The 16824-nt window shown below is 36.2% G+C and carries 14 protein-coding genes; 10 read left to right on the forward strand and 4 right to left on the reverse strand.

All coding sequences use genetic code 11. The annotated features are described in order from the left end of the window. Positions 1–26: 26 nt before the first annotated feature. Positions 27–1841 (forward strand): peptidase associated/transthyretin-like domain-containing protein, encoded by a 1815-nt coding sequence (locus tag NCE97_RS12490; RefSeq protein ID WP_353779608.1) that lies wholly within the window; start codon positions 27–29, stop codon positions 1839–1841. Positions 1842–1913: 72 nt separating this feature from the next. Here NCE97_RS12490 and NCE97_RS12495 read toward each other — a convergent pair whose 3' ends face one another. From NCE97_RS12495 to NCE97_RS12510, 4 genes are all read right to left on the reverse strand, one after another. Beyond that, on the reverse strand, positions 1914–4640 hold the full coding sequence (locus NCE97_RS12495) for a carboxypeptidase-like regulatory domain-containing protein (protein WP_353779609.1): 2727 nt from the start codon (positions 4638–4640) through the stop codon (positions 1914–1916). A 63-nt stretch (positions 4641–4703) separates the two neighbouring features. After that, the gene (locus tag NCE97_RS12500) at positions 4704–5588 is read right to left on the reverse strand and encodes a GLPGLI family protein (protein WP_353779610.1); all 885 of its coding nucleotides are present in this window, start codon (positions 5586–5588) and stop codon (positions 4704–4706) included. Positions 5589–5744: 156 nt separating this feature from the next. Continuing rightward, positions 5745–6560, reverse strand: a complete 816-nt coding sequence (locus NCE97_RS12505) for a GLPGLI family protein (RefSeq protein ID WP_353779611.1) — start codon at positions 6558–6560, stop codon at positions 5745–5747. Between the two features lie 117 nt (positions 6561–6677). Then, on the reverse strand, positions 6678–7523 hold the full coding sequence (locus NCE97_RS12510) for a GLPGLI family protein (protein ID WP_353779612.1): 846 nt from the start codon (positions 7521–7523) through the stop codon (positions 6678–6680). A gap of 138 nt (positions 7524–7661) precedes the next feature. Between NCE97_RS12510 and NCE97_RS12515 the strand changes: the two genes are divergently transcribed. The 9 genes from NCE97_RS12515 to NCE97_RS12555 all read left to right on the forward strand — a co-directional run bounded on the left by NCE97_RS12515 (position 7662) and on the right by NCE97_RS12555 (position 16823). After that, a complete protein-coding gene (locus tag NCE97_RS12515; protein WP_353779613.1) occupies positions 7662–9188 on the forward strand; it encodes a sensor histidine kinase in 1527 nt (508 codons plus the stop codon). Next, positions 9181–9864 (forward strand): response regulator transcription factor, encoded by a 684-nt coding sequence (locus tag NCE97_RS12520; protein WP_353779614.1) that lies wholly within the window; start codon positions 9181–9183, stop codon positions 9862–9864. The genes NCE97_RS12515 and NCE97_RS12520 overlap by 8 nt, the downstream gene beginning before the upstream one ends. A gap of 35 nt (positions 9865–9899) precedes the next feature. Further along, on the forward strand, positions 9900–10682 hold the full coding sequence (locus NCE97_RS12525) for a hypothetical protein (RefSeq protein ID WP_353779615.1): 783 nt from the start codon (positions 9900–9902) through the stop codon (positions 10680–10682). 4 nt (positions 10683–10686) lie between these two features. Continuing rightward, positions 10687–11301: a deoxynucleoside kinase gene (locus NCE97_RS12530; protein ID WP_353779616.1), complete on the forward strand. Its 615-nt coding sequence runs from the start codon at positions 10687–10689 to the stop codon at positions 11299–11301. Continuing rightward, positions 11288–11737, forward strand: a complete 450-nt coding sequence (locus tag NCE97_RS12535; protein ID WP_353779617.1) for a YybH family protein — start codon at positions 11288–11290, stop codon at positions 11735–11737. Before NCE97_RS12530 ends, NCE97_RS12535 begins: the two co-directional genes overlap by 14 nt. 74 nt (positions 11738–11811) lie before the next feature. Continuing rightward, a complete protein-coding gene (locus NCE97_RS12540; RefSeq protein ID WP_353779618.1) occupies positions 11812–13425 on the forward strand; it encodes a glutamate synthase-related protein in 1614 nt (537 codons plus the stop codon). 3 nt (positions 13426–13428) lie between these two features. Beyond that, a complete protein-coding gene (locus tag NCE97_RS12545) occupies positions 13429–14664 on the forward strand; it encodes a cation:proton antiporter (RefSeq protein WP_353779620.1) in 1236 nt (411 codons plus the stop codon). After that, on the forward strand, positions 14664–16613 hold the full coding sequence (locus NCE97_RS12550; protein ID WP_353779621.1) for a thiamine pyrophosphate-binding protein: 1950 nt from the start codon (positions 14664–14666) through the stop codon (positions 16611–16613). Before NCE97_RS12545 ends, NCE97_RS12550 begins: the two co-directional genes overlap by 1 nt. Then, entirely contained in the window at positions 16614–16823 is a 210-nt protein-coding gene (locus NCE97_RS12555; protein ID WP_353779622.1) for a hypothetical protein, read from the forward strand. Position 16824 lies beyond the last annotated feature (1 nt).

Below are 16824 nucleotides of genomic sequence, written 5' to 3' on the forward strand. Positions count from 1 at the left end.
TTCTTGACAACCGTAAAAACTATGTTATGCAAAAAAGATCAACCCAATCGCTTTTTATTGCTCTATTTTTTCTGTTATTAATAGGCTGCGATAACGATGACAGCCCTTCAAACACTAATAACGGAGGGAATAATCAAAACACTGAAGCGTTCTCACAGAACTTCGGCAACGAAATTTCCAGACCCTTTCTAGGTACTGTTATTGACAAAAATAAAAATCCTATAGAAGGGGTTACCATTAGTATAGGTAGCAATTCTGCGATGACAAACGTTGATGGTGTCTTCATCATCAACAATGCGACAGTTAATGAGCGTTTTGCTTATATAAGAGCTGAAAAAGATGGATATATTCACGGATCTAGAGCTGTCGTACCAAGTGAAGGCACCAATAAAGTAACCATTATGCTTTTAGAGGAAACTGTTGTTGGCACTACGTCTAGTGGCACTTCAGAAACAATAAGCATGGGCAATGGTGCTTCAGTAGCTTTAGAAGGAGATTATACGAAAGATGATGGCACAAGCTATGAAGGCAATGTAGATGTAATTATGCATTTCCTTGACCCTATAGATGAAGATATGCAGTCCCAAATGCCAGGCATGCTATATGCTGCGAACAGCAATAATGAAGAACGTATGCTGCAAACTTTTGGAATGTTAGCCATAGAGCTTAGAGGAGCTGGTGGTGAAGACCTCAACTTAGCTGATGGTTCTGAAGCCGAAATCACAGTCCCTTTAGATCCAAGTTTGGTGGCTAATGCGCCTTCTACCATTCCACTTTGGTCTTTTGATGAAGTAAATGGTTATTGGAAAGAAGAAGGGCAAGCTAACTTAGTTGGTAATAGCTATGTTGGTACTGTAACACATTTTAGCTTTTGGAATTGCGACATTCCTGCTGAAGCAGTAAATCTCTGTATTACAGTAACTAATGAATCTGGAGATCTTATTTCAAGTTTATATACGACAATTTCAAGTAGTAACTTTGGAACTACAGATGGAAGTACTAATGCTAATGGCCAAGTATGTGGTTTAGTACCTAGTGGTGAATCTCTAGAACTAAACATTTATAGCTTCGACATTTGCGGTGATAACTCGATATACTCACAGAGTATTGGGCCTTTCACTCAAGACAGTAGCATTAATGTTATTATACCTGATACACCTGAGATTATCTATGAAACAGTTTTTGGTCAATTTAATACTTGCAGTGGCGATCCTGTTACTGAAGGTTATGTCCAACTTATATATGGTGAACAAAGTTTAAGTGAAGCAGTTAATGACGGTAGTTTTGAGTTTAATTTGATTAGATGTCAAGAGAATAATAGCTTTCAAATTAAAGGAGTTGATTACGCAAATCTTCAAGCAACAGATAGTATTAACTATACTTTTACAACGCCATTAACAGATATTGGAACTATCTCAGCTTGTAATACAGTAAGTGAATTTATACAGTTTACCCTCGATAACGATGACAATGTGTTAATACTTGATAACATCTATGCTACTTTTACAGAAAACAGCCCTAATATTAATGGCCCTTCTATTCAAATCCAAGGCTTTAGTGACATTGATAATAATCTCTGCTTTTATTTAGATAGCAGATTAAACGAATCTCCTTACCTAGGCACTTACGATCATTATGATTGGAATGACCCTAATGACACTGGTTTCAATCTCATTGAATGCTTTTTTATGTCTAATGAAAATAACAATGTAATTTATAACCTTAATACGCTTGGTGAAGTCGGTGAGTATATCGACATTAATTTTAGTGGTGATTACGAAGACTTTCTAGGAAATCCTCATACTATCACAGGAATTATCCATGCGCTGAGAGATCAATAAAATACATATTAAATAAAAAACGCCAACGGTCACTGAGCGGAGTCGAAGTGAAAGCTGGCGTTTTTTTGATTACTAAATCTCGTAGCGTAATCTGAAAGTAATAAATCTAGGTTGTATGAAGTATTCTGTAGCACTAACAGATACATTCCCTGCGGAACTTTGGTTTTGAGAGCGTGTATCTAATAGGTTTGTGGCCTTGATTTCATATTCCCATTTAGCATCTTTATTTTTTCTGTAGGATAACGAGGCATTCCAAAAATCGAAGGAGTTTATTGTACCATCTTCATCACTAAAATTGTTATAAGCATAGTCTGTTCTGAAAGTCACAGATTTCCATATATATGCATCAAATTCTATTGAAGGAGCGCTTGTGTAGAACTTAGTTCTTGTAGCACCTTGATCATTGTCTTGTATTGTATAACGATACCCTAATTCAACATTTGGTGCGTATCTAAAATTAGTTCGTAATCGAGCTCTATAGGTTTGCGAATAGTTTTCATTGACAGAACGAATGTCATTATTTATTTGATTGAACTTCGTATAGGTAAAGTTTCCATTCAAAGTCGCTCTTATCTTATTAAAAGTGCGTTGAAAACGTCCACTTGCTGTCAAAGATTCGTCAGCAAAATCTGAATTGAACGGCGTACTTACTCTTACTACACTTCCTGGTTCAAAATTTCCTGCAGTTCTTATCAAATCGATATTCTTATTGTAATTGATGTTCGCAAAAACATTAGTATAATTGAACATATTGAAACTGTAGTACGACAAGTTGATATTGTGAGACAATGCGCTTTCTAACTGTTGATCTCCAGAGAAAATAGAATTATAATTATTCAACACTAACCCTCGTGCTAAGTTCGTTACATCAGTGAACTGAGTTTGCATACGATAATTCAAATTAATCTGCTCACTCTTCTTCAATTGCATTATCATATTAAAATCTGGCAATATTCTGAAGAAGTTATCTGTAAAGCTTTGTCCAAACTGAGAATTCTTAGCACTATAGGCATGTGTAGAGAATCCAGGGGTAAATGTGAAAATTCCTGTTTTAACTCTATAGTGTACACCGAGATACACATCACTAAATGTGTACTGCGTGTCGTTTGTATCTAAACCATCATTTATAGTTGGTGTAGTTTCAAAAACTTGCCCATTATCTAAATATTGAAAGATATTAGAATTAAAATCTTGTCTACTATAAATGGTTCCTAGTGTAAGGTTGATGTTGCTCTTGGTGTTTAAGACATTCCAGTAATCTAGTTTAGCATCTAGCTGATTCGATTTTACGCGCTTATCTTGCGCAATATTATAGTTAAGCTGCGCTCCTTCTAACCCTAATGCTTGAGCCGTAACATCATAAGAATCTTCATCGCTGTCTGGATCGTTATCTAGGATAGCATTGTAAAACGGATCTTCATCTTGTAATAAATGCTGAGCCTCTAACGCAAATATGTTTTTCTCATTTAGTGTATAGTAATAATTAAGGTTCTGATTAATACTATAAGGACTAGTATCTTCCAATTGCTTAATATCTCCAATTACTGAAGAATTAAAATTTTGATCTTGAGACTCCTTAGACGTTCTTGCCAAGACATCGTAATCTAACTGATTATTTGCATTGGGCTTGTACTTAGCACTCAGCTTTAGCATTCCCAAATCACTTCTCTGCGTGGTATTGCTTTGTGTGTCTTCATCTGGAATTCCAAGTTCCGGATTGGTATAGGTTACAGAGCTATTCTGCTGTAATTCGTTTCTGTTACTCGAAAAGATTCCAAAACCACTAATATCTAAAGTTTTCTTAGGTGACCAGCTAAAGTTCGCCGCTCCAAATCTGGTATTAATTTCCTTGGCTCTATTATTTTGAAGGGCTAAAAACCCTAAAGCATTGCTGCCTAAATTAATGTTTGTACCGCTTTGTCGACTTGGCATTCTGAAACCTCCAGAAAAATTGAAATAATCCCTTCTAGTAAACGCCACTTCACCTATATTGTTAAGGTCGCCAATTACATTGATACTGTAATTGGGGCTGTAATAGAATAGTTTTGGTTGAATTAAATACAGTCCATCTTCCTGAGAGTCACCGCCTCCTGCAACAATATTACCAAACCAGAAATTTTTCTTGCCCTCCTTCAGCTTAATATTTAATGCTATATTATCTTGATTGTTGGTAACACCTCCAAGTTGTGAGACCTCTGAGTAATTCTTTAATACTTGAACCTTGTCTACAGCATTAGAAGGAATGTTCTTAGTTGCCAATTTAGAATCACCATCAAAGAAATCTTTCCCTTCGACCATGACTTTACTCACTGTTTTCCCTTCGACCTCTATTTCTCCATCATCATTGACTTCCACTCCAGGGAGCTTTTTGAGGACATCTTCTAGCTTCCGTTCTGTACCATCCTTAAAGGAATCGGCATTATAGACCAGTGTATCTCCTTTGATACTTACTGGCATTTCATAGGTTAACTCTACCGCATCCAAGGCATTATCTAACGTCATTGAAAAATCTCTTGCAATGTCCGCTTCTTTAGTACTTAGCTCTTCCTCTATAGTCTTCATGCCTATATAACTCACCTTTAACTGATAGACTGTATTTTTCTTCAGATTGAGTATATATTTTCCTTCATCATTAGATACTCCAAAGGATTCCAGAGCTTTCGTTTCTTTATTTATAGCAATGACATTTGCCAGTTCTAGAGGTGTTCCAATACTATCTTTAACAACACCTTGCATTTTTATTTGAGCAAAAGATTGCCCAGCTACAAAAAGTAGTAATACTATAATAATTTTTTTCATGTCTAGAGGCCTGAAATCTCAGGCGTTTTTTTCTGATTGATTAACTTAATTCTGGAAAGTATTTTAATTCCTTCTGAAGTTTCCACGTCTTCGTCCACCATACATTTCACGCATTTCCTCAACTTTCTTCTTCATGATATCATTGTACTCTTGCTTTGTGACTTCTTTTCCCTTTGAAGGTTTATCGATTGCTTCTTTTATTTCAGGATTCAATACTATCTTAGAACAAAGAATTGTGGTTCTATCTGCGCTCACTTCCAAGATTAAACCTGGAAGCCCCCAATATTCTCCTGGACCTTGATTTACTGGGATTTGTGGTGTATACCAAGCAACAACCTCTATCTCTTTTGGCACTTCAATTTCATCCATAGGATCTGTTGTTTTTGTTGAATCAGAAGCTTTATCAGCATCCTTTTTCTCATCCTTATCTCTATCTCTTCGCCTCATGCTTCTCCAATCGAACTCATCTACTTTCTTTATCGCTGTAGCTTTAAAGCAAGTATACTGACCTATTTGTTTCGTTTCAGAACCCATCTTCCATTCCAATGATTTTAATTCATCATTTATTAAAAACTGCTTTCCAAAAAACTCTTGTTCTTGTAATATTTGTTGATCCTTTACGTTTTTATATTGTGCTCCTCCAGTAAAACTGCTCATAAAAGATCCAAATCCTCTTCCTTGTCCTGGTGCTTCAAGTCGTTCTTCTTCCTTATAAGTGGATTCAAACTTATTGAACGTAAGGACAAAGGTTTTTTCGAGCATACTCTTCATACGTTCCATGATCATTTTCTTTTGCTGTTCGCTCATCTGACCTCTTCCCCAATTATCTAGATCGACAGTGGTCTTCGATTGATAATACGCTACACCTTGAAAATCTTGAGCATTTGAGTTTACAGTGAAAAGAATTGCAATTAGAACTAAGCCGAGTTTTAACGGAAGTGACTTCATGATAAGAATAGTATTTTGATGATTTTTAATTAGTCTCTTTATTTATTAACTCATTATGACTGAGTTAAACATCAATAAAAGTACTTTAATTAAATTATATGACTTTAAATTCGATTAAAAGTTTAACTCAATAAAAGTTAAAATAATCCTAAAAAATCATCTTCTACTTCTTCCCATTCGGTTATTTCGAAACTCTTTCATTTTTTCAACGATCGTCGCCTGATATTCTGCTTTGGTAACTATCTTTCCTTTATTTGGAGCTTCTATCTTGATCTTATCTTCAGGGTTCATTACAATCTTAGAACATAAGATTGTTGTGTCACCTGCACTAACTTCTAAAATCAAGCCTGGAAGTCCCCAATACTCGGAAGGCCCATGCCTTACAGGTATCTCTGGTGTATACCAAGCTTCTATATCCGTCATATTTGGCTCACCAGATTCGTTATCATCATTTCTTATTCTATCCCATGAGAATGAAAACCAAAGGAGATCATTGGTAGGAATAGAGGCTTTGGCTTTGAAACACGTATAGTTCCCTATTTGTTTCGTTTCAGATCCAAGTTCCCAGGTTATTGGTTGCAAGTTGTCTTTCACTAAAAACCTTTTGCCATAAAACTCCTGATCCTGAATCTGTATTTCTGTTCTTACATTCTTATACTGTTCTCCAGCTGCAAAATTCTTTCCCCAAGAATCCGTTGCTCCAGATATCGCATCTAGTTTGTCATCTTCTTTAAATAAAGATTCTTCTTTGTTAAAGGTTAATGTGTACGTCTTTTCCAATCTGTTTTTTAAACGTTCTTGAACTTGTTTCTTCTGAGCTTCACTTAAGCGTGCTCCCCATCGTCCTAGATCTAATGTAGATTTTGAAAAGTAATACGCCTTTCCTTGAAAATCTTTTTCGCTATCATTCGCTGAACTAGATAAAAGCAGTGCAAGAAAAATAATACCAAGTTTGGTTAGAATTGATTTCATAATAGTCTTACTTTATTTTGTTTAACAAATTTAATAAATAATTAAACAAAATGTTTTCTGTTTATCAAATAATTAACATCAATAAGGTTTTTAAGGAATCTAACCAATACCCAAATACTACCCGCCTATTCTTATTTCAAAGGTTTGTCCATCTCGCTCTCCTTCAGGTCGTCTATATCGTTCTTCCATCTCTTTCATTTTCTTTTCCATAATCTTATCAAACTCTTCTTGCGTTACTTCTTTACCTTTTTTAGGTTCAGTAATTTTCACCTTTTCCTTAGGATTAAGGACAATTTTACTACAAATCAGTGTTGTTTGTCCATCATTGACTTCTAATATTAAACCTGGCAACCCTTGAAAATTTCTCGGTCCATTATTCACAGGAATCTGTGGCGTATACCAAGCTGTAGTTGTTCTCATCTCCTTCTTGGTTTCTAATTCATCCAAATCTTTGTCACCATTAATGCTCATGCCGCTTTCTCTAACTTCAACTTCTCTAGTAAATGTAGCCTTATAGCAGGTATACTCTCCTATGTTCTTGGTTTCTGTACCTAGCTCCCATTCGTAATCTTCTAGTTCATCTTTAATTAAAAACAACTTACTAAAGGCTTCATTCTGATTTGTGTAGCGATTCTCTTTAGTATTCTTGTAAAGTACATCCGAACCAGAACCCATACCTACCATAACCATTTGCACTCCTGGTGCTTGAGGTGCTCCCAACTCTTCATCCTCTCTATATGTAGATTCCGATTTGTTGAAGTTGAGTAAGTACGTTTTTTCAAACTGTTTCTTCATCATTTCCATGACTTGATCTTGAAGTCCAGAACTCACTTGGGTACTGTCTAATTGAATGTCGATCTTGGTTTTGCTTTTGTATGTTGCAACACCCTGAAAATCTTGTGCTGAAACATTAGTGGCAATCAACACCAATGCAGCAACTAAAACTCTAATAACTGTTACCATAATTTGATTGTGTTTATAAAATGTTATTGTTTAATCCTTCCACAAAGATTCTACAAGACCTTTAATTATTAGGTTAACTACTGTTAACTAGTGTTAAGCGATTGGTATTAAATCATAATTAACATTTACTTTTGAATTGTGAATGACAAACGATACAGATATACACTATACCTAATTGTAATAGTTATCATTACTACTATAGGGATTCAGGTTTATTGGAACTACAAGAACTACCTTAATAGTAAGCAACAACTTATTAATGATGTTCAAGTAAGTTTGGATAAAGCAGTGGATGACTATTATGCCAATTTGGCTAAGCGCGCCACGATAGGTTTTGCATTTTTGGACAGCCTCCCTGTAGAAATTGATCACATATTTACCGAATTAGACTTTACCAGCAGACTTGAGATCGACACTACATTAAAATTTAATGGTGGTGGTACTTTTCAGTTAGAAATAGATAGTCATAGTGATAGTTTGAGACATCCTTCTGATTCAATCATTAAAGCGCTTAGATTTGGTGCTTTTGAAACCTCAGAAGATTCTTTAAAAACTAGCATTCAGCATTACAAAATTAATACCGATTCTTTAAGAGTATCTAATTTTAAAATGCTAACCTCAAAAGTTATTGCTTCCGCAAATGATGATGCTCTAGATATAGAACTGGTTGACACATTACTAAAATCTGAGCTTAATAGAAAGAAGATAGATATTCAATACCATATAAGTTATGATGATCCTTTTGTAAGGTTCAATAACAAAACACTCGATAACAAAGCCATTGAAAATATAGATAAGGATAAACTCCCTTTAAACACAGTATCCAAATCCTCTTTTTTACCTGAAGGCAGTAAGCTTACACTAAATTTTTCTAATGAAACAATGCTAATACTTAAGCGTATCTTGTCTGGTATTATTATTTCTACGCTACTCGTATTAACGGTAATAAGCCTATTGTTTTACTTGCTCAAAGTTATTAGGCAACAGAAGCAACTTGCTGAAGTAAAGAACGATCTTATCAGCAATATCACTCACGAGTTCAAAACACCTATAGCTACCATTGGAGTTGCGCTTGAAAGCATAAAGGATTTTAATACTATTGAAGATAAAGAGAAAACCAAAAGCTATTTAGATATGTCTAACCAACAACTAGACAAACTAAATATTATGGTGGAAAAACTCTTAGAAACAGCAACTTTAGATAGTGAAAACTTAGAGCTAAATATTGAGAAAATTAATATTTCCGAACTGCTTAGCAATCTAGTATCTAAGTATAAAATTCAGGATATTGAAAAGGAAATTCATATTGAAACTCCATCTGAAGTTTATGCTAATGTTGATGCCTTTCATTTTGAAAATGCTATTAATAATGTTCTTGACAATGCCATAAAATATGGTGGCGATATTATTAAAGTGAGTTTGGAGCAATGGCCACACATGTTTACAGTTAACATATCTGATAATGGTGAAGGGCTGAGCAAAGCTAATAAAGATAGAATCTTTGAAAAATTCTACAGAGTTCCCAAGGGAAATACTCACGACATCAAAGGTTTTGGAATTGGGTTATATTATACCAAAACAATCATTGAAAAACACAATGGCGCTATTAATCTAGACCTCAACAACAACCTTACAACTTTCAAAATTACACTGCCTAATGCCTGACACTATTACAATATTGCTGGCTGAAGACGAACCAGCATTAGGTCAAATTATTAAGGAAAGCTTAGAAACTCGTAACTTCAAAGTATTGCTTTGCGAGAATGGTGAAAAAGCATTACAGGTCTATAAATCTGAAGACCCTGAAGTATTGGTCTTGGATGTAATGATGCCCAAAAAAGATGGCTTTACCTTAGCTAAAGAGATTAGGACCATGGACGATACCATACCAATTATCTTTCTTACTGCTAAGTCACAAACGCAGGATGTTGTAGAAGGATTCACCATAGGTGGTAACGATTACCTCAAGAAGCCTTTTAGTATGGAGGAGCTCATTGTAAGAATTCACAATTTGATTAATCGAACGAAGCTTCAAAAAAATGCAGAGGTGCTAACCATTGGTAATTTCACTTTTAATTTCCCAAAACAAACACTGCAGTTTGATACTGAAGAACCAGAACTTTTAACGCATAGAGAGGCGCACCTACTGTTTCATCTTATCAAAAACAAAAATGAAGTTCTAGATCGCACCCTAATTCTAAATAAACTTTGGGGTAATGATGACTTCTTCTCTGCTAGGAGCATGGATGTCTTTATCAGCAAACTTCGAAAAAAACTAAAAAAGGACGAAAGCATTCAAATAATTAATGTTAGAGGATTTGGATACAAATTAGTTTGCTAAAAACTGGTTCAATTTTTGTATTTTCCCTAACTATTATGAGATGGATTGTTTTCGTACTACTATGTTTTTCAAGATTTGGCCTAGCTCAAGACAGCATTCAATCTACACTTATAAAAAGTGATCAATTCAAAGTCGATCAGATTGTCAGTATAGACAACTTCAATACCCTGTATTATACTTCCGACAATCTCAGCTTCAATAAAAAAAGTGATACACAAACGGTTGATTATAGTAATATTCAACTAGGGAGAATTACATCTGCCGATGCTTTCAACACCTTAAAAATCAATCTATTTTACAAGGATTTTAATACAGTAATCATTTTAGATAACAGGCTCGCCGAAGTCTTCAAAATAGATTTCAATATTACGCAGCCGTACAAAAATGTCTCTTTAGTATCTACGGGATATGATAATACAATTTGGATATTCAACCAAGATTTACAACAGCTAGAGTTATACGATTACAAAGCCAATATTACTAGAGTTTCGTCACTCCCAATACAAGACAATATATTAGCTATAGAAAGTGATTACAACTACTGTTGGTTACTGACCGATAAGCATCTATATGTCTATAATTACTTCGGAAGTTTAATCACTAAATACGAAAACCAAGGTTACACTAATTTGCGAATAGATAGTGGAAATATATTCTTACAGCGAGAAAATCACCTCTATATTTTGCCCAAAAACAGTGATGATATAAAGCCTGTAAAATTACCAGAATTGTTAATAAGTCAGTTTTTGGTAACGAATGAAACCTTGTATATTTACGACGATGAAATGCTTCATCAATTCCAATTAAAAATCGACTAACATTATGCATATTGCTGTAGCAGGAAACATTGGCGCAGGTAAGACTACATTGACTAAATTATTAGCAAAACACTATAAATGGGAAGCACAACTCGAAGATGTTGTAGACAACCCTTATCTAGATGATTTTTACAATCAGATGGAGCGCTGGAGTTTCAATCTACAAGTCTATTTCCTTAATAGTCGATTCCGTCAAATAGCTCAGATTCGTCAGAGCGGCAAGGATATAATTCAAGATAGAACCATTTATGAAGATGCGCATATTTTTGCACCAAATCTTCATGCTATGGGACTTATGACCAATAGAGATTTTGAGAATTACTCTTCGCTTTTTGACCTTATGCAATCATTCGTTGATGGTCCAGACTTACTGATATATTTAAGAAGTTCTATCTCTAATCTAGTATCGCAAATACATAAACGTGGACGTGATTACGAAAACTCTATTAGCATAGATTACTTGAGTCGCCTCAATGAGCGCTACGAAGCATGGATTTCTACTTACGATAAAGGGAAACTCCTTATCATTGATGTAGATAATCTCGATTTTGTTGCCAATCCTGAAGACTTAGGAAGCATAATCAATAAAATTGATGCTGAGATTCATGGTTTATTCTAAGCCAAAATATCTTCTTTTAATTCTTTTTGCTTTTGCGATACTGTTTTCTTGTGAAGAAACTTCAACACTTGAAAACGACAAAAAAGCCATTCTTAATGTTATGAAACTTCAGGAAGAAGCCTGGAACAAGCATGACCTTGAAGGCTTTATGAAAGGCTATTGGAAGAATGATTCCTTAAAATTTTATGGCAGCAGCGGTCTCACCAAAGGATGGCAAAATACACTGGACAACTACAAAAGAGGATATCCAACCTCAGCAGAAAGTGGCGCTCTAAAATTCACTATCGACGACATCTCTCCTATCGAACCTAATAGCTATTGGGTAATGGGACAATATCATCTTACCAGAGACGTAGGCGATGCAAATGGTAATTTCCTTGTTATCTTCAAAAAGATTGATGGCCAGTGGAAAATCATTGCAGACATGTCCTCCTAATCCAAACTTGTAATTAATTTAATACACTTTCGTCCAAAAGGTTGTAACTTTAGTAATCAACTAACAACAACTTTATGTCGAAGAAAATTGAAATTGCAAAGATTTCAAATCTACAAGAAAAGCAACCAGCCTACGCTTTAGTAAAAAATACAGACCTCGTAATTATCAAACATGAAAAAGGTATTTCCATACTCTACGGAAGGTGCCATCATCGTGGTGCATTATTAGCAGATGGTCATATCGATGGTCAAAATCTCATCTGTGGTGTACATGGTTGGGATTACAGATACGACACAGGAATTAGTGAGTATAACAATGATGAGCAACTGCACAAATTCCAAGAATATATAGAAGGTGATTCATTATTGATTGATGAAGATGAAGTCGCTGCTTTTGAGCATGGCCACCCACAACCCTTTGATCGCGATTCGTACTTAGGCACTTATGCCGACACACATCCTGAAGATACAGAACCATATACTGGTTATATCAAAGAACTAGCTCGAAATGGCCTGAAAAACATAGGACATCATGGGTTCTCAGCTTCTATGGGAGTCGATAGAAACACCTTACCTAAATGGAATGACATTCAGTTCTTACCAGCACAGTTGGCCACACGTCCATTATTAGACCATGAAGATGTAGCCACCAAAGTTGTTATAGGTCCTAAAGCTAAAAAACCCTTAGAATTAGACATACCCCTTTTTGTTAGTGATATGAGTTTTGGTGCTTTATCTCGTGAAGCTAAAATTGCTTTATCTAAAGGTGCAGAACTCGCCGGAACTGGAATTTGTTCAGGTGAAGGTGGTATGTTGCCACAAGAACAACAAAGCAACTCGAGATATTTCTATGAATTGGCGTCAGCACAATTTGGGTTTTCTTGGGATAAACTAGACAATGTACAAGCCTTTCATTTCAAAGGTGGTCAAGGCGCAAAAACAGGTACAGGTGGACATTTACCTGGTAATAAAGTTAGTGCCGAAATCGCTAAAGTACGTGGCCTGAATGAAGGTGAAGCTGCCATTTCTCCTGCTGCAAATCCAAACTTTCATACTGTAGAGGATTTTAAAGAGTTTTCAGATAAAGTAAGAGAACGTACAGGCGGAATCCCAATTGGTTTCAAAATAGCGGCTAGCCATATTGAAGCAGATATTCAATTTGCTTTAGACGTCGGTGTCGACTACATCATCCTCGATGGTCGTGGTGGCGGAACAGGTTCTGCGCCAACCATATTGAGGGATAACATTAATATTCCAACAATTTCAGCTTTAGCTAGAGCAAGACAATATTTGGATAAGGTTGGTGCAACTGATATCACATTAATCATTACTGGTGGTTTACGAATTGCCGAAGATTTTGCAAAAGCTATGATGCTCGGAGCCGATGCCATTGCAGTATCAAACTCTGCATTACAAGCGATTGGCTGTTTAGGTATGCGTGCATGTGGTACTAACAATTGTCCTGTCGGAATTGCAACTCAGAAAGAATCACTGAGAAGCCGTTTGATTATTGAATCTTCGGCTAAGCAGTTACACAACTATTTTGATGCGACTAATAACCTTATTAGGGTTATTGCAAGAGCCTGTGGTTATGACGATATCTCGAAGTTCAATAAAAATGATCTTTCAACATTCGATAGAGAGATGCATCATTTAACAGGTATTAATTACGCCGGAGTTAAGTCATAAGTTATGTTCGAATTATTCGTTGGCATTATTGCACTTGCAGCATTCCTAAGTTATTTGAATGCGAAATTTTTACGCCTTCCCGAAACTATTGGTGTCATGATATTATCCATCGTTGTTTCACTTTTATTTGCTGCTAGCTATTTTATTGATAAAAGCTATTTTCATGAAGTAACCGATTTTGCCAGAAGTATTGATTTCAAAACAATATTATTCGATTTCCTACTAGGTGTTTTGCTATTTGCTGGCGCTATTCATGTAAACTTGAAAGGCCTATTAAAAGAAAAAACGCCAGTTTTGATTTACGCTACTATCGGTGTCATTGCTTCTACATTTATTATTGGCTCAGCGTTTTTCTTTTTGGCTTCAGCATTAGGGTTAGAAATAAGTTACCTATATAGCTTGGTGTTTGGTGCATTGATTTCTCCAACGGATCCTGTAGCAGTTTTAGCCTTGCTCAAAAAAGCTGGTGCGCCAAAGCATATGGAAATAAAAATTGTGGGGGAATCACTATTTAATGATGGTGTTGGCATCGTGGTCTTCTTATCTATTCTTTCACTGGCAACAATGATGCATGAATTTGAGTTCACGCATATTGCAGCCGAGTTTAGTAAAGAAGCAGGCGGTGGATTTTTGTTAGGTTTTATTTTTGGTTACATAGGAAAGCTATGTGTAAAGAGTGTCGCCAAAGAACCAGTGATTGCAGTTCACATTTCTCTGGCGATTGTGCTTGGAGGCTATGTACTGTCTAACTTACTTCATGTTTCGGGAGCAATTGCAATGGTCATTGCTGGATTGATTATCGGTAATGGATTACATTCAAAAGATGTGACTGAAAACCTGAGAAATCACATGAATATATTTTGGAAGGTTTTAGACGAAGTCTTTAATGCAGTACTCTTTGTATTAATTGGCATTGTGATGATCACACTAGATTTCAATCTCACGCATCTAATACTTGGAATCCTTTCAATTTTCATTGTACTTTTTGCAAGGTATATTACCATTATCATCTCTAATGTGCTTCTGAAGAAATCGGATAAAGCAAATAAAAAAGAAACCTTAATTTTAACTTGGGCTGGACTCAGAGGTGGAATTTCTATAGCCTTAGCCTTATCACTCCCCGAAGGTGATGTAAAAGATATTATTGTCTACGCTACTTATGTTATTGTTGTATTCTCAATCATCGCTCAAGGATTGAGTATTGAAAAATTAGTCACTAAACTTTTAACTAAGAACTGATGGATAAAAAAATTGTTTGGCACAAAGTTTTAGATAACAAAAGAGAACTTCCAGAAGGCAGAGTAAAAACCGTAACTGCAGCTCATAAAGGCATATGTTTAACACATTATAAAGGAAAGTTTTCAGCTTTAGATAATCGCTGTCCACATCAAGGCGGTCCTTTAGGTGAAGGATCTATAGAAAATGGCCTTTTGAGATGCCCTTGGCATGGTTGGGATTTCGATCCTTGTACAGGAAAACCTCCAGGAGGTTATGATGATGGCATTGATACTTTTCCTATTAAAGAAGAAGGTGATGCAATATATGTTGGTATGGAAGAAGAGCAACCACATCAAACAACAGTCTCAGATATTATGGCTGAGACTATGGTGAATTGGGGCGTGACTAAAGTCTTCGGCATGGTTGGTCATTCCAATCTAGGCTTTGCAGATGCCATGAGACGACAGGAAGAAAAAGGCAATTTGAACTTTTACGGCATACGTCACGAAGGCGCTGCAGCTTTCGCAGCTTCCGCCTATGGAAAGCTAACTGGAAAGCCTGCTGCGTGTTTCTCCATTGCAGGGCCAGGAGCCACCAATATGTATACAGGAATGTGGGATGCTAAGGTAGACAGAGCGCCTCTGTTGGCACTTACTGGCCAAGTAGCAACACAAGTTGTTGGGACTGGTAATTTTCAGGAAGTGGATTTGGTACAAGCGTTTAATTCTGTAGCTGAATTTAATCATCGTGTGCAGAGTGACAGCCGCCATGGTGAATTAATGTCTTTGGCTGTAAAGCATGCTATTTTAAAACGTGATGTGTCGCATCTAACCTTTCCGGATGAAGTGCAAGAACGCCCTGCAAAACCACATGCTAAAGCTAAAGGTCCTAAGAATAGAATTACGTCGTTAGAGATTGCTCCTCCAAAAGCTGCTGCTGACGATGCAATCGCTTTAATAAAACAATCGAAACGTCCTGTAATCATTATGGGACATGGTGCCAGAATTCACAAAAAAGCTATTGTAGCTTTTGCGGAAAAGCTTAATGCTTGTGTTGTGACAACCTTTAAGGGTAAAGGGCTCATAGCTGACAATCATCCTCTTGGCGGTGGTGTATTGGGTCGAAGCGGAACACCAATTGCATCTTGGTTTATGAATGAAAGCGATTTACTCATTGTATTTGGCGCATCTTTTTCCAATCACACAGGAATTACACCTAAGAAACCAATTATTCAAGTTGATTTTGACCCATTGGCTTTGAGCAAATTCCATCAGGTTGAAGTTGCTGTTTGGGGTGAAATTTCTAGAACTTTAGACATCTTCTCTGATGCTTTAAAAGACTATAAACCAGAAATAGACCAACGCAATGAAATTGCTGAACGCTGGACTATCTGGAAAGCTGAAAAGCAAAAACGCCTACTCGAAACATCTGATAACGGCATTAGTTCTATTGCTGTGTTTGACACCATGAATAAACTCACACCAGACGATGCTGTAATGTGTGTCGATGTTGGTAATAATGCGTATTCATTTGGACGTTATTTTGAACCTACCAATCAAGACTTTTTGATGTCTGGCTATCTAGGTTCTATTGGTTTTGCATTACCTGCGGCTATTGGTGCATGGACTGCTGTCGGAAACTCGAGACCAGTTATTGCTGTTGCTGGAGATGGTGGTGTGTGTCAATACTTAGCAGAAATCACGACGCTTGTAAAATATAATATGCCTGTAAAGCTGATTATTTTGAATAATCATGAACTGGGAAAAATTTCCAAAGAGCAACGTGCTGGTGAATTTGATGTTTGGAAGACATCTCTATCTAACCCAAACTTTGCTGAATTTGCGCAATCGTGCGGTGCATGGGGAAAACGTGTCGATAGACAGGAAGACTTGGAAACTGCAATGAAGGAACTCTATGAGCAACCTAAAGCAGGCGTATTAGAAGTTATTGCAGATGTAAACCTGATTTAGATGGAATTAATCATCAACATATTTTTGATAGTGTTAGGGCTTTACGTCTTAATTGGGCTTTTTTTCGGATTGCTTTTCCTTTTCAAAGCTTCAAAAATTGATCCTCTCATGGCAGACACAAAGAAGAAAGTTAGGTTTCTTCTATTTCCTGGTGTTATTGCGACTTGGCCGTTTTTAATTGGAAAGTTATTTAAGTCTAAATCTGCTTAGT

It is taken from the genome of Winogradskyella sp. 3972H.M.0a.05 (assembly GCF_040493455.1).
Classification (GTDB): domain Bacteria; phylum Bacteroidota; class Bacteroidia; order Flavobacteriales; family Flavobacteriaceae; genus Microcosmobacter.

Coding starts and splice junctions, on each gene's coding strand:
- NCE97_RS12510 (WP_353779612.1), bottom strand. CDS start 7,523: ATGGTAACAGTTATTAGAGTTTTAGTTGCTGCATTGGTGTTGATTGCC.
- NCE97_RS12545 (WP_353779620.1), top strand. CDS start 13,429: ATGTTCGAATTATTCGTTGGCATTATTGCACTTGCAGCATTCCTAAGT.
- NCE97_RS12500 (WP_353779610.1), bottom strand. CDS start 5,588: ATGAAGTCACTTCCGTTAAAACTCGGCTTAGTTCTAATTGCAATTCTT.
- NCE97_RS12555 (WP_353779622.1), top strand. CDS start 16,614: ATGGAATTAATCATCAACATATTTTTGATAGTGTTAGGGCTTTACGTC.
- NCE97_RS12495 (WP_353779609.1), bottom strand. CDS start 4,640: ATGAAAAAAATTATTATAGTATTACTACTTTTTGTAGCTGGGCAATCT.
- NCE97_RS12540 (WP_353779618.1), top strand. CDS start 11,812: ATGTCGAAGAAAATTGAAATTGCAAAGATTTCAAATCTACAAGAAAAG.
- NCE97_RS12505 (WP_353779611.1), bottom strand. CDS start 6,560: ATGAAATCAATTCTAACCAAACTTGGTATTATTTTTCTTGCACTGCTT.
- NCE97_RS12530 (WP_353779616.1), top strand. CDS start 10,687: ATGCATATTGCTGTAGCAGGAAACATTGGCGCAGGTAAGACTACATTG.
- NCE97_RS12535 (WP_353779617.1), top strand. CDS start 11,288: ATGGTTTATTCTAAGCCAAAATATCTTCTTTTAATTCTTTTTGCTTTT.
- NCE97_RS12520 (WP_353779614.1), top strand. CDS start 9,181: ATGCCTGACACTATTACAATATTGCTGGCTGAAGACGAACCAGCATTA.
- NCE97_RS12550 (WP_353779621.1), top strand. CDS start 14,664: ATGGATAAAAAAATTGTTTGGCACAAAGTTTTAGATAACAAAAGAGAA.
- NCE97_RS12490 (WP_353779608.1), top strand. CDS start 27: ATGCAAAAAAGATCAACCCAATCGCTTTTTATTGCTCTATTTTTTCTG.
- NCE97_RS12525 (WP_353779615.1), top strand. CDS start 9,900: ATGAGATGGATTGTTTTCGTACTACTATGTTTTTCAAGATTTGGCCTA.